The sequence below is a fragment of the Mesorhizobium sp. M7A.F.Ca.US.010.02.1.1 genome (assembly GCF_004023085.1).
Lineage (GTDB): Bacteria > Pseudomonadota > Alphaproteobacteria > Rhizobiales > Rhizobiaceae > Mesorhizobium.
In genome coordinates, this window is record NZ_RZRV01000006.1 from 65,965 (window position 1) to 83,320 (window position 17,356).

Here is a 17,356-nt window from a genome sequence, read left to right on the forward strand (position 1 = left end):
TCAGGGCTTTCCGAGGTAACGATCGAGGACATTTTTTGTGACGCGTTCGACCATCGGGTCCTGTCTTAGCAGGCCGGCGACCCATTCGCAGCTTCCGGCGTGGAACACCTCGCCCTTGCCGCGCGGGAAATTGACGATCATGCCATTGCCGCGTTTGACCTTTTCCAGATTGGCGTCGCTCGCCTCTCCGAACAGTGTTTCGGCGGTGAAGCGACCGTCTTCGTCGGTGAGGAACTGATCCTCGATCGGAATGTCGGCGCTTTCCTCGACCTGGGATGCCATGCCGACCGCGAGAACCTGCAGGCCGTCTGGCGCGCCGCTGGTCGCTGTGGGGTAGGGCAGGCCGCCGCGTATCTCGAAGTCGAGCCCATCGACTTCATAGCCATAGACATGGCTGTCGGAGCCCAGCAGGTCACCATAATAGATGCCGGTGCCGGCAAAGGCCCAGTGCTCCGGCCGGTAGACCGGAAAGCCACGCACGCCGCGCGGCGCGCAACCGCCCCAACCGGTATAAACCCCGCGCGTGGCGTTGAGCCCGAAGGTCGCCGAACCCGGCCGGCCGATTTCCGGCGCTTCCCAGGAGTTGGTGGCGCGGGTGATGTCGCCGCCTGGGAGATAGGCGGGGTCTTCGGCACGCGCGCGATATTTGTAGCAGACCTGCCGGCGGGCCTCGTCTTCCAGCCGCGTCTGCCACATGAAATTGCCGGCAAAGCGCGCCGCATGGCCGCCGCGCTCGACATAGGCGTCGACGGCATCGCGCATTTCCCAGGTCCAGTATTCGTCATGGCCGACGAAGACGGCACAGTCGTAGCCGTCGAGAATTTCGGACGAAAAATGCAGATCGTGCTGGCTGATGAGATCGACGCCATAGCCGGCCTGTTCGGCGAAGCGGAAGAAATGGCTGTCATAGCTGGCCCAGCCCGAAGAGGCGTATTTCTTCGAATGGCCTGTGGCGAGCGCCCATTCCATATGCGGATAGCGGGGAATCGTCTTGGGTGGCACGGCGACTTCCAGCGGCACGCGCGGCGCGTCTTTCGGCAGCACGACGAAGCCGCGGCACCAGGGGCGTTGCGTCGACACGATGGGCGAATACTGGTTGCGATCCGGCCCGGTGATGCCCTGGTAGTGGTTGGAGCCGCCCCAGGTGTTGTAGGCCAGCCATGTGCCTGTCGCAGCCACCTGCAGCACACGGCCGGGTTTACGGCCCGGCTGCGGGCTGACGATGAAAAGATGATGGGATTGGATCGGTTTGCCGTCGCGGCCGTCGGCGGTCAGCGTGACCCGATAGGCGCCGGACGGCCAGTCCGCCCCGACGCGAAATTCGAAGGATACGTCCCAGCCGCAGCCTTCAACCGAACACTGGTCAGGTGTGTCCTGCCGGCGTGCCGCGATGCCCGATTTTTCGAACGCTTTGGTCTCGCTGCCGCCATCCCGGGTGATTGTCATGCCGAAGTTCGGAGCTGTCGAACTGACATGCAACGCCACCGTTTCGCCGGCGCGATAGGAAAAGCGGTCGCTGTAGCACCAGATCTCGCCGCGCTCGCCATCCATCCCCGGCCATTCGTAGTAATGGCCACGCACCGCGTGGCGGCGCTGCTCCGGCGTCAGTCCGAAATCGGGGAATTCGGTCGGCAGATGGGTCATGAACACCTGAAAGGTCGAAGGCCGCCATTTCGGCGATCTGCTGTCGTTGCGTCAAATGGAAACGATCGGACCAGCATTCGTTAGCCGCACCCTTGGCCGCCTCCATCAAACGGACTATCTCAGGGCAGGCGGCGTTTCCGCCACGGGGGTCGGAATGCTCAGAGTGCAAAAGGTCAAAGTCGACGAGATCTACGTGCCGACAGCGCGCAAGAAGACGCTGCATCCCGAGACCGTCCGCCATCTGGCCGAGGACATTCTGGAAAACGGCATGAAGACGCCGATCCAGGTCCGCCATGACGGCAAACGCCACATCCTCGTCGAAGGCCTGCACCGGCTGGAAGCGGCAAAGTGGCTCGGCGAGACCGAAATCGAGGCTTATCTGGTGCAAGCCAAGCGCCACTGACACTTCCTTCGTTCCCCACGGACCGACGCGGAGCAGGGACGTCATCGCAAAATTTTCGTGGACGATGTCGGTTTGCGGTTCATCGGCTCGTCCTTGGGACGGAAGCCAGATCAAACGCAGGACGCCCTTATGACCACCAAGCTCGACACCGCCCCCACCAACGACCGTGAAGTGGTTCTTGCCCGCATCATCGATGCGCCGCGTGAGAACGTCTATCGCTGCTGGACCGATCCGAAACTGATCACGCGCTGGTTCTCGCCAAAGCCGTGGACGACGCCGCGCGCCGAGATGGATGTGCGCACCGGCGGCTCGAGCCTTGTCGTCATGGCTAGCCCGGACGGTAACGAATTCCCCAACCCGGGAATCTTCCTCGAAGTCGTTCCCGGCAGGAAGATCGTCTTCACCGACGCCTACACAGAGGCTTGGCAGCCTTCGGAAAAGCCGTTCATGACCGTCGTGCTGACCTTCGAGGACGAGGGCAACGGCAAGACGCGCTACATCGCTCGGGTCAGGCACTGGAGCGTCGCCGACCGCGAACAGCATGAGAAGATGGGTTTCCACGAGGGTTGGGGACAGTGCGCCGACCAGCTCGAAGAACTCGCCAAAACGCTTTGATCCGCATGACGCTCTGATACCGGCAGGACGAGAGGAGATCGATATGTCCAAAACCCTGTTTTTCGCCATTTTTGCTTCGGCCGCAGCACTGCTTGCCTGCCCGGGCACCACCAATGCGGAGGAGACAAAACCCGCCATGACGACTGAGACGAACGCACTGCCGAAGCCGGAAAAGTCTGGCCTGCTGCCGATCGACGGCCTGAATTATTATTATGCCATCTATGGCAAGGGCGAGCCGCTGCTTCTGCTGCATGGCGGTCTCGGCACCACGGATATGTTCGCGCCGATCCTGCCGAAACTTGCCGAAAACCGCACCGTCATCGGCGTCGACCTGCAGGGTCACGGTCGCACCGCGCTGGGTGACCGACCATTCACCGTGGAAGCGATGGGCGACGACATGGCCGCCATCGTCAAGGCGCTCGGTTACGACCAGGTCGATGTCATGGGCTATTCGCTGGGCGGCGGCGTCGCCTTCCGCATGGCCGGCCAGCATCCCGAAGCGGTGCGCCGCCTCGTCCTGGTATCGACCGGCTACGCCACGGACGGCTTCTATGACGAGATGCGTCCCCAGCAGGCACAGGTGAGCGCGGCTGCGGCTGAGTTCATGAAGGACACGCCGATGTACAAATCCTACGTCGCGGTGGCGCCGCATCCGGAGGAGTTCCCGAAGCTCCTCGATGCGCTGGGCGGCTTCATGCGTCAGAACCGCGATTACTCGGCCGACGTCGCCAAGCTGAAGATGCCTGTCATGCTGGTCTATGGCGACAGCGATATGTACAAGCCCGAGCACGAGATCAAGTTTTATCAGATGCTCGGCGGCGGGCTGAAGGACGCCGGCTGGATGCGCGAGAACCTGTCGCAGAACCGCCTGGCGATCCTGCCCAACCGCACCCACTACGACACTTTCTTCGCCCCCGAACTCACGGCCGCCGCGCTGCCGTTCCTCAACGGCCAGACCAAGGTCAAAACCTGGGACGAGGTCGTCGGCGAAACGGAGTGAACGCCAAGGCCGCCGGTTGTTGGCTGGCAGCCGGCGGATCGTCATGCGGCCGCCATGACGGCTTTCGGCGTCATGACTTCAGCCCCACTCGCATCAGCATAAGCGATGACGTTGCATCAAAGCTTTTCAATTGACCCAATCGGCCGCGCCGATACCTTGCGCGCCTATTCTCCCCCACCAGTGGATCGATCCGGACAATGGCAAGATATGACGGCGGATGCCTGTGCAAGGCGGTGCGCTACCGCGCGGACGCGGCCCCCATCAACGAACGCGTCTGCCACTGCCGGGTTTGCCAGAAGGCGATCGCCGCCGCCTTCAACGCACGCGTCCTGTTTCGCATCGACGACGTGACGATCGACGGGCCGCTGGCGACCATAAACTCTTCGCCGGATCTCAAGCGCGGCTTTTGCCCGAGCTGCGGCACGACGATGTTTTCCCGGCGTGATTCCGCTGATATCATCGGCATCACCACCGGTTCGCTCGACGATCCCACGGTTTTCAAGCCGCAAATGCATATTTTCACCGCCTCGAAGCAGCCCTGGGTGGTGCTCGATGACAGCCTGCCGAAATACGAAGGCGCCCCTCCGCCAGGCTAATTTTCCCTTTTCCCTTTGTTGTGGAAGAAGGTGGATCGACGCGCTACGCCAGCGAGAAGGAAGAACGCAACCATGGCCAAAATTTAATCCAAATCGACACGAGATAGCCGGCAAAGCGTCATTGGCGGGCCATCATTGTCTCCCTATTTATGGGTCGCGGGTACGGCATTCGAGGAGACGACGGATGAACGACAGCATCAGCACCCTGGACGAGCTTTTGAGCGATCCGATGGTCCTGCTTGTGATGGAGCGCGATCGTGTGCGCCCCGAACAGGTGCGCATGCTGCTCGAACGGGCTCGCCGGCCTTCGACCGATGAGCCCGAAGTGCCGCCGGCGCATGTGATCGCCAGGACATGCCAGAAACTCTGGCTCTGCCCGTAGTCGCTTTGCGATTTTCCCTGTGTATCTCAAGCCGGCTCCAAGGTGGGCCGGTTTTCGAACGGCGTGCACTTCGGCACGCCAGCTTACAAATCCGTAAATTGATTATCCGGCCCATGACGATAAGGCTTGTCGGGGATTGACCGGTGGTCGGTCCACGCAACTCTGATCTCTCATGCACGGAATTCGATTTTGGCCGACATCTGCACACAAGGCCTGGACACGGGCTTCGTCGGGCTGGGGTTCGCCAAGGTGGCGTTCCTCGGCGTGGTGCAAGGCATCACCGAACTGTTGCCGATTTCCTCGACCGCCCATATGCGCATCGTGCCGGCCGTGCTCGGCTGGCAGGATCCTGGCTCCGCCTTCTCCGCCGCCATGCAACTCGCGGCTCTTGCCGCGGTGGTCAGCTATTTCTGGAGTGATGTCAGGAATATCCTGTTTGGTTCGTTCGACGCTCTGGCGCGACGCGATTTCGCCGACCGGCATTTCAAGCTGGCGCTCTGGATCGTGCTGGCGACGATCCCGATCGTCATCGCCGGCGTGGCGCTGTCGGGCGTGCTCAACGCCTGCAATTCGCCGCTACGCAGCCTAACGGTGATCGGCTGGGCCTGCATCGCAATGGCGATCTTGCTGGCGCTGGCCGAGATCTTTGCCCGTCACCGGCGCAGCATGGGCGGTGCGTCGCTGACCGATGCGCTGCTCGTCGGTGTTGCCCAGATCGGCGCGCTTGTCCCCGGCGTCTCGCGCTCGGGCTCGACCCTGACGGCGGCACTGGGGCTCGGCTTCAAGCGGGCCGAGGCGGCGCGCTTCTCGTTCCTGCTCGGGTTGCCGGCGATTGCACTCGCCGGCCTTAAGGAACTCTGGGAACTGCACAAGGTCCATCTCGACGCCCATGGGTGGTCGGTCCTTGCCGTCGGGCTGGTCGTCGCCTCGATCTCCGCCTTCTTCGCCATATGGGGGCTGATGCACGTGCTGGAGCGTTTCTCGGCCTGGCCGTTCGTCATTTATCGCGGCCTGCTCGGTGTCGTCCTGCTGCTGGGCGTGGCGATGGGATGGCTCGTCTAAGGCAAGTTCCACAGTATCGCTTGAAACGGGCTATATCCGTACCGGACCTCGAACTTCGATTCCGGTACGCACATGGATTTTTTGACCCTCCTGCAATCACTGCCGTTGCTGCTGGCGTTGGCCAAGGGCGCACTGCCGTCGGTGGCGGCATTTGGCCAGTGGGCCGCTTCACTGCCGCCATGCCGGGACTTCACCTTCGAGGCGACCAGCTATCTCGTTTGCGAGGTCGATCCGAAACGATACCAGCTCGAGCTGTTCTGGAAGGATGCGGCGGGCAAGCCGTTTCAGTCGCTGCACAATCTGCATGCCGCGCAACAGGCGATCGGGCGCACGATGGTGTTCGGCATCAATGCCGGCATGTATCACCCTAACCTCGCGCCGGTCGGCCTCTATGTCGAGCGTGGCCAGGAGATGGCCTCGGTGAAAACGGGATCGGGAAGCGGCAATTTTTCCCTGCAGCCGAACGGCATTTTCTACCTGCGCGACGGCAAGGCCGCGGTCCGTGCCACCAGGGATTTCGTGAAAAGGCGCCCGACCGTCGACTATGCGACGCAATCGGGGCCGATGCTGGTGATCGACGGCAAGCTGCATCCAAAATTCCAGGCTGACGGCACTTCGCGGAAAACCCGCGACGGTGTCGGGGTGCGAAAGGACGGCGTCGCGGTCTTTGCGATTTCGAACGGCACAGTGACCTTCCATGCCTTCGCCCGGCTTTTCCGCGACGCGCTTGGCTGCGACAACGCGCTGTTCCTCGACGGCACGATATCAAGCTTGTTTGCGCCTGCCATCGGCCGCAAAGACGACTACTGGAATCTCGGGCCGATGATCGGCGTTTTCAGGAAATCCTAGCCGGTTTTCCACCGCGCTTACCCACACGCGGTATGGGCGAAAAAAATTGATTCAAACTTTATTGGTAATTTCTCATTCATAACTGATCCGGTTTGTCCGTCGGCTGTCGTTTTGCCCTCGGTCTGTTGTGTTTTGAGTACAGGTCCAGATGCGGATTCCGGGCGTCGTCAGTTTTTTGATCGCATCGCTATGCCTTGCCGGCTGCTCTTCAACGGCCGGCGTCGACGCGCTGGATTTGCAGAAACCGTCCAACGAGACCACCAGTTCCGTGATTCGGCCGCCGGCACCGATCGCCGCTGCTCCGGCGGCAAGGGGCAACAGGGCGGCAAGGGCCGAATTGGCCCCCATGTCTGACAACGGTCCGAGGCGCCCGTTTGGTTTGGCGGAGGAGGAAGAGACGGGGGTGTTTGCCGCACCTGATGTGCCTGATCCCCAAGTGCCTGATGTCGGCGGGTTGCCGGTCGAGCCGGCAGCCTTGGTGTCGCCGCCCAAGCTGTTGACCCGCGCGGCACCGGCCATGCTTGCCGGGCCGCTCACCCGTTACGGTTTTCGTGATGCCAAGCCTATCAATTTCGGCAAGGCTTCGCCTCGCCGCCTTGCAGTGCACGGCGTCGACGTCTCGCGTTGGCAAGGCAACGTGAATTGGGACAAGCTGCGCGCCCAGGGCGCCAACTTCGCCTACATCAAGGCGACCGACGGTGGCGACCACCTCGATCCGATGTTCATGAAAAACTGGCGCAACGCCGACGCCGCCGGCTTGAAGCGCGGCGCCTATCATTTCTTCTACTGGTGCCGCACGGCCGGCGAGCAGGCGGACTGGTTCATCCGCAACGTGCCCAGGGTCGAAGGCGCACTGCCGCCGGTGATAGACGTCGAGTGGAACGGCGAGTCCAGCTGCAAGCGCCGGCCGTCGCGCGAAAAGGTGCTGGAAAAGATGCAGGTGTTCATGGACAAGCTGGAGCGCCATTACGGCCAGCGTCCCATCATCTACACCGCGCCCGATTTCTACCGCGACAATCTCAGGGGCGAATTCCTCGACTATCCGTTCTGGCTGCGTGCCGTGGCCCAGCATCCGTCAAAGGTCTATCCCGGCCGCAAATGGCTCTTCTGGCAGTATTCCGGCTCCGGCCTGTCGCACGGCGTCACCGGCCGTATAGACCTCAATGTCTTCCATGGCGACGAACGGCAATGGCGCGCCTGGGCCGGCGGCCGGCAGACGGTAGCCGACGCCAACTGAGACAGTCGTCAGTCCCGGCGCGCTTCGCTCTGCCTGATGCCCGCGGTCTGGGCAAGCGCGATATCGGACTGCTCGATGGACACGCTTCCGCCGGCAGCATTCGCTGAGGAAAGTGTCCGGCCCTTTGACCGACATGGACGCATGGGAGGGAAAGATGGGTGTGTCATCGGAGGCTCTGGCGCAGAGCCGTCAAACGATCAGCGCTTACGAGGATTATGCGGAACAATATGATGCCATCGTGCGCCATGTTCCCAATGAGAGAGAGCAGGCATCGCTGAAGCGCCTGGTGGCAATCGCCGGTGCAGGCGGCCGGATTTTGGAAGTCGGATCCGGAGCTGGATACGACGCGGATTTTCTGGAGACTTTGGGCGTCAAAGTCCGGCGCACCGACGCAACCAAGCGGTTTCTGGAACTGCAGGCCGCGCGTGGCAAGCATGGCGAGTTGCTCGATCTCATCACCGATGATCTCGGCGGCCCCTACGACGCAGTCCTGGCCCTATGCGTCCTCATCCATGTGCCTCGCGACGAGACCGACCAGGTACTTGCCAAGATAGCCGGGTCGCTGCGGCCGGGCGGCGCCTTCCTCGTCTCGATGCGCAATGGCGACGGCGAGACATCAGGCGAATATCACATGGTCTACTGGCGCAGGGACGACTTCGCGGCCCGTCTCGAAGGCGCCGGGCTCGTCCTCATCAGGGACGATTTCAACGTCGGCCGCGATAGCGAAGAATGGAACACGTTCCTGGCCGTCAAGCCTGCATGACCCGCCGAACGCTGTCGCTGTTTGCGCTGCTCAGCCTTTTCAGATTTCGCGAATAAGCAAGACATTGCCGCAGCCTTGCTGTCTATGTGAAGTTCCTGCACTCCTGGGGGAGACGAGTTGGAACTCAAGATCATGCTTGTCGGCTTTGCCTGCGTGGTCGCGGGCGCGCTGTCGTTCATCACCTTCATGAAATGGCGAGAGGTGAAAGCGCTCAGCCGCTGGTTGCCGGCCCCGGGAAAGATCATTTCCTCGCGCGTCGAGGCACGTGAAGTGAGAAACTCGGGCGTTGGCTCGGACAGCAGCGATACCACCGAAATGCGCAATTTTCCGGCGATCACCTTCGAATACAAGGTCGGCGGCAAGAAATTTCAAAGCTCGCGCTACAGCGTGAAGGAGAATTTGGGGAATTTCGAAGTCGCTGAAACCCTTGCCCAGTTTCCCCGCGGCGCGGAGGTGACTGTCTTCTACAATCCGGCCGATCCGAGCAAAGCGGTGATCGAGCGCACACTGCCGGACGGCGCCTTCAAGTTCATGGTCCAACTTTCGGCAGGATTGGTGATCGGGGCGGTTGTGCTGGTGTTTTCCGTCGGCGGTGTTCTGGAAGCGATTGGGCCGCATTTGCCCAAGCCGCAGAATCTCGGTGCCGCGGCGTTGCTGCTTTTTATGGGCTTGTTCATCCTGCGCATGGGTTTTGCCCAGAAATCGTTGGCCGAACAGGCGGCAAAATGGCCGATCGCGGCCGGCCGCATCGAAACCTCAGGCCTGCAGGCGCTCCGAAACCATTCAGGCTATGGTCGCTGGCGCACCGTCTTCAAATCCCGCATCGTCTACTCCTATGGCGTCGCCGGCCAGCGCTACAGCGCCGATCGTGTGACCTTCGGCGCCACCGTGACCGCCTCGCTGCCCGGCCTCGTCGGCGGCCAGGCACGGCAATATGTCGAAGGTAGCAAGGTCGACGTTCACTATGACCCCGTCAACCCCGGCTCAGCGGTGCTCGAATGCCGGGTCCGGGGGCTTGGGCTGCTATGGATCTGCTCGGCAGGCTTTCTCGGCGGCGCCGCCTTTCTGCTCGGGCTGGTATGACACTGGTCAGGCGGATTCGGTCACGGCGCCGATCCGCCGGTAGACGAATGGTTCTTCTCTCGAAGGAATTGTGGCAATGCGCTTGGCTTCGTCGATCAGCATTGCCATGCGAGCATGGATCGGCGATTTCGCGCAAGCCGGGTCCGTTGCGGCGGCATCGCCGGCGATCGCCATCGCCTGGCAGCGGCAGCCGCCCCAGTCGATCTCGCGCCGCTCACAGCCGCGGCACGGCTCCTGCATCCAGTCCGTACCGCGAAAGGCATTGAACCCCGGTGAATCGGCCCAGATCGAGGACAGTCTGCGTGGTTCGAAACGCTCGAAGCTGAGAGACGGGATCGTCTGTGCGGCATGACAGGGCAGTACGGTGCCGTCAGGCGTCACCATGAAGGCGTCACGCGCCCAGCCGCCCATGCACGGCTTGGGATAGATCGCAAAATAGTCCGGCGTCACAAAATCGATGTTGATGATGCCGGCCAACCGCTCCTGTGCCTCCGCGACGATCTCCGCCTGCCTGTCGACCGCTTCACGCTCGGGCATCAGTTGGTCGCGATTGGTCAACGCCCAGCCGGCATACTGCACATTGGCGATCTCGAGCCTCTCCGCGCCCAGCGAAAGGGCGAGATCGATGAATTCCGGCACTTCCTCGATGTTATGGCGATGGATCGGCGCGTTGATGGTAAGAGGCAGACCGGCAGCGCGCGCGCGGCGTGCCGTCTCCAGCTTCTTTTCGTGAGCGCCCTTGTGGTTGCCGATGCGATCGGTGGTCGCCGGCCGCGCACCCTGAAAGCTCAGTTGCAGATGGTCGAGACCGGCTTCGGCAAATGCCTCGATACGGCCCTCGACGATGCCAACGCCCGCGGTAATCAGATTGGTGTAGACGCCGCGCCCCGCAAGCCCGGCGATCAATTGCTCGAGGTCGCGGCGCAGTGTCGGCTCGCCGCCGGACAGATGCACCTGCAGCACTCCGAGATCGGCTGCCTCCGAGAACAGAGCGAGCCAGGTCTCTGTGTCGAGTTCGCGATTGGCCTTCAGCAGTTCGAGCGGATTGGAGCAATAAGGGCATTGCAGCGGGCAGCGATGCGTCAGTTCCGCCAGCATGCCGATTGGAGGGAGGAGGGGCGTGCTCATAGCCTCACCAGCAGCTTGTCCGACCATTCCTGCAGGAAGGCGATGACGTCGGTCGCCACGGCCTCCTGTTCAGCCTCATAATCCGCGGCAAGGCCGGCAATGATGTCACCTGCCGTTGCCCGTCCATCGCAGCGGCGCAATATGTCGAGACTGACATCGTTCGGCCAGAATATCTTTTCCGGTGACAGTACGGCGAATGCCTGCCGCACGGAATCGTACTGTATGCGCACGTGCTTCGGCAGCGAAGGCACCGATCGCAACGACACCACGGCTCTTTCGCGCAGCGCCATCATTGGGCTGCCTCGGGCTGGAAGGCGCCAGGCGGTATGCTGCCCTGCTCGCCATAAGCGTGTTGAAGCGCATCAAGCATGGCCCAGAGTATATCGCATTTGAACACCAGTGCATCGATTGCCTGCTGCTGGCGCTCCGCCGTATCGGCATGGCTGAGCACGTAGGCGAGGGCGAAGCCGGCGTCACGCGAGGCTTGTTCGGGCCTTTGCCTGAAATAGGCCAGCGTATCCTCGGTGATGTAGTCGTATTTGGCCAGCATTGCCGGCACCCGCTCACCGATGATGAGTGGCGAGAACATCTCGGTCAGCGACGACGCGACCGCCTCGAACAGCGTCCGGTTTGTACAAAAGGAAAGGTAAGCGCCCACCGCGAAGCGCGTCGCCGGCAGCGCCAGCCTTTCGCTCTTCACGGCCTCGGCGTCCAGGCCGAGCGAAGTTGCCAGATGCAGCCAGCGCGCGATGCCGCCGCTCCAGCCGTCCTCGCCGTCATGGTCTTCGATCCGCTTGCGCCAAGCGGCGCGAAACGCCGGATCCTCGGCATGCACGAGGATCATGGCATCCTTGCGCGGGATGACCGCCTGATAGCAATAGCGGTTCAGCGCCCAGGCCTTCATCTCGGCCTTTGACAACGCGCCGCTGGTCATCCTGTGGTGAAAGGGATGGCGATTGTGATAGCGCTCGGCGCCAACCTGCCTCAATACGGCTTCGAGAGCGCTCGTGGAGAGTCCGCCTTTGGCTGCATCGCGGAAGTCGCTCAAAATTCCATCTCCATACCGTCGTTTGCGATTTCCCAGCCTGCCGCCTTGACCGCCGCGTGCTCGGCGGAATTCTCGTCAAGGATGGGGTTGGTGTTGTTGATGTGGACGAACACACGGCGGCTAACCTTCACATCGGCCAAGCCGGCGATCGAACCCAATTCTCCCGAGATCGCCAGATGCCCCATGCGCGCGCCGGTTTTCTGACCGACGCCGGCGACGATCATCTCGTCGTCGGTATAGACCGTGCCGTCGAACAAAAGACAGGCGGCATCGGCGAGACGCGCGCGTAAGCGCGCATCGATGCGCGCGCAGCCCGGAATATAGAAGACGGAGCCGCGGCTGCCGATGCCGGCGATTCGGACTCCGATCGTATCACCTGCGTCGGAGCTGAAATTGGCATCCGGATGGTCTCTATCCTCCAGATAGAGTGCTATCTTCCCGGGCACCGGAAAGGGCTCGATCATCACGCCGGTCTCGCGGCTTTCTGCATCGCAGATGGCCAATTCTTTCGTCGGCGGCAGGATGCGCCGCGGCACAAGCGCTGGATCGAGAACGTTGAAAATCGAATTCGCCTCCAGCGTCGCCAGAACCTGCGCCGTTGCATAGATGGCGAAAGGCTGCCGTTCGCGCAGGCTGAGCAGTCCGGCGATATGATCGACATCGGCATTGGTCAGCACCACCGCGCGAATAGGCGTCGAGCGCAGCGGCGCATCGCCCGCAGGCTGCAGTTCAGGTGTTGCAGCGATTTGTTGGCGAATGTCGGGCGAGGCATTGAAAAGAACCCAGCCGAACCCGTCCGCAGAGGCGGCGACACTTGACTGGGTTCGTGAATGTACGCCGGCCATGCCGGTGCGAGCCGCACGACTCAGACGGTAGTTGCAGTTCCATTGCGGAAAGCCGCCGCCCGCCGCCGATCCGATGATCTTTAAATGCATGAAAATGCCCGCGCGGCGGCTTCTCTGACCTGCAGGCAATTTGCAGTCACAAAAAACGCTTCGCACGCTTTGCGTGCGTCAAAATCTTTCACGAAAATCCCATGCGGCGAGGGATGCGCGCCCCTGTCGCCAGGGACGCGCACCTCTGCGGCCTACTTCTTGGGAGTAATTTCAGCAGGCAGATACCGTGAAATTTCGAAGCCAGCGGCAACCTGACACATGGTCGGTTTTTTCCAGTTCTTCTTCATGACATTTCTCCTCTTATACCAGCCCGAAGGGACCGATCCTGTCGTTAGCCAACCATTGCAGGGCACCGACGCAATGGCTCGTCCATCAAGTCTCAAAATGGACAAATGAAACAATAGGTTTTGAAAAATTGAAAACAAACTATCGAGAATAATTGCAGTCCTTACTTCGATTGGTCGTGGCGTAGGGTTTTTTCTCCTCCAGTGGCAGGTTTGCATCTTCCCACCCATCAGCGCCAAGCGGATACCAGATTACTGAACTGTAGCCCCACTCGACGGCGCGTTTCGCCGCATTCCACGACATCCAGCAATTCGTCATGCAGTAGAACAGAATCGCGCGCGACTTGTCCGTCCCGGCCTTGGCCGTGAGGCCTCGGCGAAAATAGCTGGCGGTCTCCTGCGAAATAGCGCCGTATCCCACATTGGCCAGCCATATGCTGCCTGGAATGTCCTTTCTGACCTTGTCCCTCCATATGGTTCCTGCCGGCAAATTGGCCGGCTTGGGCGTGTCCGGCATCACGTCGAAGAAGATCGCCTTTTTCGCTCGCCACAGCGCTTCCGCTTCCACCGTCGTCACCACCCTCGCGCCTTGCAGCGTCCGCGGCACCGGCGCCCGATAGTCGTCCATCCGGAAACCGCTGGGTTCGACGACATCGCCAGCCCATGTCGGCTCGGTCAGACCCAGAAGGCTCGCGGCGACCAGCAAGAAAATAGTCTCCCTTCCATTCATTGGGTAATCAGGTTGTCGTGTTCGTCGATCAGCGGCACGTTATAGCTCAGCAGGATCCTGGTGATCTCAGCCTGGTTTTCCCTGATCACCCGGTTGAGCGTCCGCTTCCATTCCTGGTCGGACGGACGTACGCCCATGGTGATGCGGTAAGACATGCGCGAGCCGGTTTTTTCCTTCACCAGTGGAACGATCGTCACATCAGCTCCGAGTTCCCTTGCATAGTAACCTGCCATCGGTCCCCACAGCACCGCCGCATCGATCTTGTGTGCCAGCATGTCCTTGATCATGACCTCTCCCATGGATGGGGTGACGCGCGTATCCACCGCAAGCGGATAGATCTTGGCGGTCCGCAGAAGCTTGTTGGCGGCCATGTTGGCGGTTGGCGGCGTGCTTTCAACGACGCCGATCGTCTTGCCCGTGAGTCTGGGATCCTCGATCGTTTCCACACCTTCCATATCGTGGCTTTTTGGATGCACCAGCACATAGACGGAGCGATAGTAGGCGTTGGTGTTCTGCACCAGCTCATCGCCTTGGGCATAGCCCATGATGATGTCGCATCGGTTGGCCCCCAACGTATTGCGCACGAAGCCGGTGATCGTGGGAAACCAGGTGTAGGAGACGGACTTGCGCCCGGTTTTCGCGGCAACCAGCTCGGCCAGCTTGTTTTCGAAGCCTTCGCCGCTCTTGTCGGTGAAGGGCATATTCGAGGGATCGGCGCAGACGCGCAGAATGTCGGGATCGACCAGTTCTCCCGCCGCGCCAAGACCGGCGCTTTGCGCATGCGCGTTCGACGGCAGCAAGGCGAGTGTGCCGAGGATCGGCAGAACGACGCGCAGCTTCAATGCATCGCGGCCAATCATGTCATCCACCCATGCAGGATGCTTCGGCATCCTTCGCCGCCTGGGCCTTGTCTTCGTGCTTGGGCGGCCGTCCGCGGGGGGCCGCGCCATCTGCGCGCGCGCGCAGGTAGACGTAGAGGTCGTCCATGTAGCAATAGACATTCTTGTTGTCGCCAAAGGCAGGCATGACGTTTTCCTTGCCGCCGCCGACATTCTTGCGGCCTTCGGCGACGATCGAGAGGAATGTGGCGTAATCCATGGTTTTCAGGCTGTTGACCAAAGCCGGCGCATAGCTCGAACCTGTCGCGTCCTGTCCGTGGCAGACATGGCAATCGGAGTGATACCGGCGGTAGCCGCTGAACGTGTACCAATCGACGGTTCCGTTTTCGATCTTGTAGGTCGGATTTCCATCCGCATCCATATACTTGCCGCCTTCTTCCTTTACCGCCTTGGCTTTTTCCATGCTGTCGTCGGCCTGGGCGACGCCTGAGCTTGCCAGAGGCAGCAGAGCCAGGACCAAAGCCGAAATTACAATGCGAACGGACATTCAAACGCTTCCTTCATTTGCCAATGGACACGGTTTTGCTGTCGCGACCGGCATTGATCGGTGTTTTTGGGTGCGTAACCGAATCGAGAGCCCGGACATGGCTTCCGGATGATCCGGGCTCTCGTTCTTCAAGCCTTTGGTCTCACAAGACCCGAGGCGTGCTCAAGGTTCCCGGCGCATCAATCCGGGAGACCGAAGACGGTGAGCTGACCGCCCAGCGTTGTGTAGTCGGCAAGTGCCGCGTAGCCGCCGACGGCACCAAGACCAGCGGTGCCAACGACCGCCGCCTCGTCGCCTTGGGCACGGCCCTGATCGACGGCGCCATGCCAGGCAGCGGCGTTATCAGGCGAAAGCAGGCCGCCTGCCAGGCCGATACCTGCCCAGCCACCGACGCCGGACAGAACGGCGATGTACTGCTTGCCGCCCTGCTCGTAGGTCGTGATGTTGCCGATGATGCCGGACGGGGTCTTGAACTTGTAGAGTTCCTTGCCGTCCTTATCGACCGCCTTGATGTAGCCTTCGAGTGTACCGTAGAAGACGACGTCGCCATCTGTCGCCAACGCACCCGACCACACCGAGAACTGCTCGGGCTTCGACCAGACGATCTCACCCTTGGCCGCATCCCAGGCAATGAAGTTGCCCATGTTGCCGTCGCCGCCAGGTGCGGGATACATCGACACGGTGGCGCCAACATAAGGCTGACCGGCGGTGTAGCTCACCTTGTAAGGCTCATAGTCCATGCAGACATGGTTGGTCGGGACATAGAACAGCCCGGTCTTCGGCGAATAGGCCGCCGGCTGCTGGTCCTTCGTTCCAAGCGCCGCCGGGCAGATGCCCGTCGAGTTGGTGTCTTCGCCGTTCTGCTGGGTCGAATATTTCGCCACGACCTGCGGGCGACCATATTGTTCGCTCTTGGGGTCCATGACGACTTCCGTCGCCCAGTTCACGGCCGGATCGTATTTCTTGGCGACGAGAAGGTCGCCGGTGGCGCGATCCATGGTGTAGGCGAAACCATTGCGATCGAAATGCACCAGCACGTCGTGCTTGGCGCCGTTGACCTCCATGCCATCGACGAGGATCATCTCGTTGATGCCGTCATAGTCCCATTCGTCATGCGGGGTCATCTGGTAGAGCCATTTGGCAACACCGGTATCCGCATCGCGGGCCATGATCGTCATCGACCAGCGATTGTCGCCGGGGCGTTGTACCGGGTTCCACGTCGAGGGATTGCCGGTGCCATAGTAGACCAGGTTCAGCTTGGGATCATAGGAATACCATCCCCATGTCGTGCCGCCGCCTGTCTTCCACTGCTCGCCTTCCCAGGTGTTCGTGCCGGAATCCTTGCCCACCGGCTTGCCGAGATGCGTGGTCTTCTCGGGATCGAGCAGGGTGTCCGCGTCCGGACCTTCCGAATAGGCTTTCCAGGCGAGTTTGCCATCTTTCAGATTGTAGGCGGCCAGCCAGCCGCGAACGCCGAATTCGGCGCCGGATACGCCGATGAGCACCTTGTCCTTGACGACGACGGGGGCAGCCGTACCGGATTCGCCTTTGCCGCCATCGGTCTGGTCGCCGTTCTTGACAGACCAGACGACCTTGCCGGTCTTCGCGTCGAGGGCGACGACCGTGGTGTCGGCCTGATTGAGAATGATCTTGCCGTCACCATAGGCAACGCCGCGATTGACCGTATCGCAACACATGATCGGAATGACGTTGGGATCCTGCTTGGGTTCGTATTTCCAGAGGATCTTCCCGTCATTCTTGAGGTCGAGCGCAAAGACATTGTTCGGGAAAGGCGTGTGGACATACATCACATCGCCGATGATAAGCGGTCCACCCTCGTGGCCTCGTAGCACGCCGGTGGAAAAGGTCCACTTGACCTGCAGGTTCTTCACATTGTCCGCAGTAATCTGGTTGAGTTTGGAATAGCGGGTGTTGGCGTAGTCACCCGTCTGCATCGCCCAGTTCTTCGAATCCGAAGCCAGCTTTGCAAGGTCCTCGTTAGCCGACGCCGTAAAGGCAGCGCCGAGCGACAGAAACGCCGCAGTGGTTAGAATATAGGTAGCTTTCGTAAGTACACGCATCCGAATTCCTCCCGAGGTTCATAGTGATGAATCATTTGCTGAGCCCACAAGGGCTTGCCCAAGCGATTCACGGGGGGGAAATATTTCCGGCAGCGTGTCACGACCTAAGCCAGATGTGCAGAGGGCACCGTTACTGCCCACCTCACCTTGGCCTACGAAAGACTGTCGC

The 17,356-nt window shown here is 61.2% G+C and carries 19 protein-coding genes; 10 read left to right on the plus strand and 9 right to left on the minus strand.

The genetic code is table 11. The features are described from left to right. Entirely contained in the window at window positions 1-1,644 is a 1,644-nt protein-coding gene (locus tag EOA19_RS08495; protein ID WP_023810369.1) for a N,N-dimethylformamidase beta subunit family domain-containing protein, read from the minus strand. A gap of 154 nt (window positions 1,645-1,798) precedes the next feature. Between EOA19_RS08495 and EOA19_RS08500 the strand changes: the two genes are divergently transcribed. From EOA19_RS08500 to EOA19_RS08545, 10 genes are all read left to right on the plus strand, one after another. After that, complete coding sequence (locus EOA19_RS08500) at window positions 1,799-2,047, plus strand: ParB N-terminal domain-containing protein (protein WP_013532091.1); 249 nt, start codon at window positions 1,799-1,801, stop codon at window positions 2,045-2,047. Between the two features lie 129 nt (window positions 2,048-2,176). Then, window positions 2,177-2,662 carry an SRPBCC family protein gene (locus EOA19_RS08505; protein WP_023810371.1) on the plus strand — a complete coding sequence of 162 codons (486 nt, stop codon included), beginning with the start codon at window positions 2,177-2,179 and terminating at the stop codon, window positions 2,660-2,662. 43 nt (window positions 2,663-2,705) lie between these two features. Continuing rightward, complete coding sequence (locus EOA19_RS08510) at window positions 2,706-3,662, plus strand: alpha/beta hydrolase (RefSeq protein WP_128303305.1); 957 nt, start codon at window positions 2,706-2,708, stop codon at window positions 3,660-3,662. Between the two features lie 197 nt (window positions 3,663-3,859). Beyond that, a complete protein-coding gene (locus tag EOA19_RS08515; protein WP_128303306.1) occupies window positions 3,860-4,258 on the plus strand; it encodes a GFA family protein in 399 nt (132 codons plus the stop codon). Window positions 4,259-4,442: 184 nt separating this feature from the next. After that, complete coding sequence (locus EOA19_RS08520; RefSeq protein WP_013532087.1) at window positions 4,443-4,640, plus strand: hypothetical protein; 198 nt, start codon at window positions 4,443-4,445, stop codon at window positions 4,638-4,640. A 189-nt stretch (window positions 4,641-4,829) separates the two neighbouring features. Further along, the gene (locus tag EOA19_RS08525; RefSeq protein ID WP_023810374.1) at window positions 4,830-5,702 is read left to right on the plus strand and encodes an undecaprenyl-diphosphate phosphatase; all 873 of its coding nucleotides are present in this window, start codon (window positions 4,830-4,832) and stop codon (window positions 5,700-5,702) included. 72 nt (window positions 5,703-5,774) lie between these two features. Next, window positions 5,775-6,551, plus strand: coding sequence for a phosphodiester glycosidase family protein (locus EOA19_RS08530; RefSeq protein WP_128303307.1), 777 nt, complete (start codon window positions 5,775-5,777; stop codon window positions 6,549-6,551). A 148-nt stretch (window positions 6,552-6,699) separates the two neighbouring features. Continuing rightward, a complete protein-coding gene (locus EOA19_RS08535) occupies window positions 6,700-7,788 on the plus strand; it encodes a GH25 family lysozyme (protein WP_023810376.1) in 1,089 nt (362 codons plus the stop codon). Window positions 7,789-7,942: 154 nt separating this feature from the next. Beyond that, a complete protein-coding gene (locus EOA19_RS08540; protein WP_128303308.1) occupies window positions 7,943-8,551 on the plus strand; it encodes a class I SAM-dependent methyltransferase in 609 nt (202 codons plus the stop codon). A 117-nt stretch (window positions 8,552-8,668) separates the two neighbouring features. Beyond that, complete coding sequence (locus EOA19_RS08545; protein ID WP_245486107.1) at window positions 8,669-9,634, plus strand: DUF3592 domain-containing protein; 966 nt, start codon at window positions 8,669-8,671, stop codon at window positions 9,632-9,634. A gap of 6 nt (window positions 9,635-9,640) precedes the next feature. Here the strand turns inward: EOA19_RS08545 and pqqE are convergent, their stop codons facing one another. From pqqE to EOA19_RS08590, 8 genes are all read right to left on the minus strand, one after another. Then, window positions 9,641-10,762: a pyrroloquinoline quinone biosynthesis protein PqqE gene (gene pqqE / locus EOA19_RS08550; protein ID WP_128303309.1), complete on the minus strand. Its 1,122-nt coding sequence runs from the start codon at window positions 10,760-10,762 to the stop codon at window positions 9,641-9,643. Further along, on the minus strand, window positions 10,759-11,055 hold the full coding sequence (gene pqqD / locus EOA19_RS08555) for a pyrroloquinoline quinone biosynthesis peptide chaperone PqqD (protein ID WP_128303310.1): 297 nt from the start codon (window positions 11,053-11,055) through the stop codon (window positions 10,759-10,761). The genes pqqE and pqqD overlap by 4 nt, the downstream gene beginning before the upstream one ends. Further along, window positions 11,052-11,810 carry a pyrroloquinoline-quinone synthase PqqC gene (pqqC, locus tag EOA19_RS08560; protein ID WP_023810381.1) on the minus strand — a complete coding sequence of 253 codons (759 nt, stop codon included), beginning with the start codon at window positions 11,808-11,810 and terminating at the stop codon, window positions 11,052-11,054. The genes pqqD and pqqC overlap by 4 nt, the downstream gene beginning before the upstream one ends. Further along, window positions 11,807-12,745, minus strand: coding sequence for a pyrroloquinoline quinone biosynthesis protein PqqB (gene pqqB / locus EOA19_RS08565; protein WP_128303394.1), 939 nt, complete (start codon window positions 12,743-12,745; stop codon window positions 11,807-11,809). The genes pqqC and pqqB overlap by 4 nt, the downstream gene beginning before the upstream one ends. Before the next feature lie 387 nt (window positions 12,746-13,132). Continuing rightward, a complete protein-coding gene (locus EOA19_RS08575) occupies window positions 13,133-13,720 on the minus strand; it encodes a PQQ-dependent catabolism-associated CXXCW motif protein (protein WP_128303311.1) in 588 nt (195 codons plus the stop codon). Further along, window positions 13,717-14,610 (minus strand): quinoprotein dehydrogenase-associated putative ABC transporter substrate-binding protein, encoded by an 894-nt coding sequence (locus tag EOA19_RS08580; protein ID WP_128303312.1) that lies wholly within the window; start codon window positions 14,608-14,610, stop codon window positions 13,717-13,719. The genes EOA19_RS08575 and EOA19_RS08580 overlap by 4 nt, the downstream gene beginning before the upstream one ends. Then, window positions 14,582-15,106, minus strand: a complete 525-nt coding sequence (locus EOA19_RS08585) for a c-type cytochrome, methanol metabolism-related (protein ID WP_023810386.1) — start codon at window positions 15,104-15,106, stop codon at window positions 14,582-14,584. Before EOA19_RS08585 ends, EOA19_RS08580 begins: the two co-directional genes overlap by 29 nt. A gap of 179 nt (window positions 15,107-15,285) precedes the next feature. Beyond that, complete coding sequence (locus EOA19_RS08590; RefSeq protein WP_127293373.1) at window positions 15,286-17,187, minus strand: methanol/ethanol family PQQ-dependent dehydrogenase; 1,902 nt, start codon at window positions 17,185-17,187, stop codon at window positions 15,286-15,288. Between the last annotated feature and the right edge of the window lie 169 nt (window positions 17,188-17,356).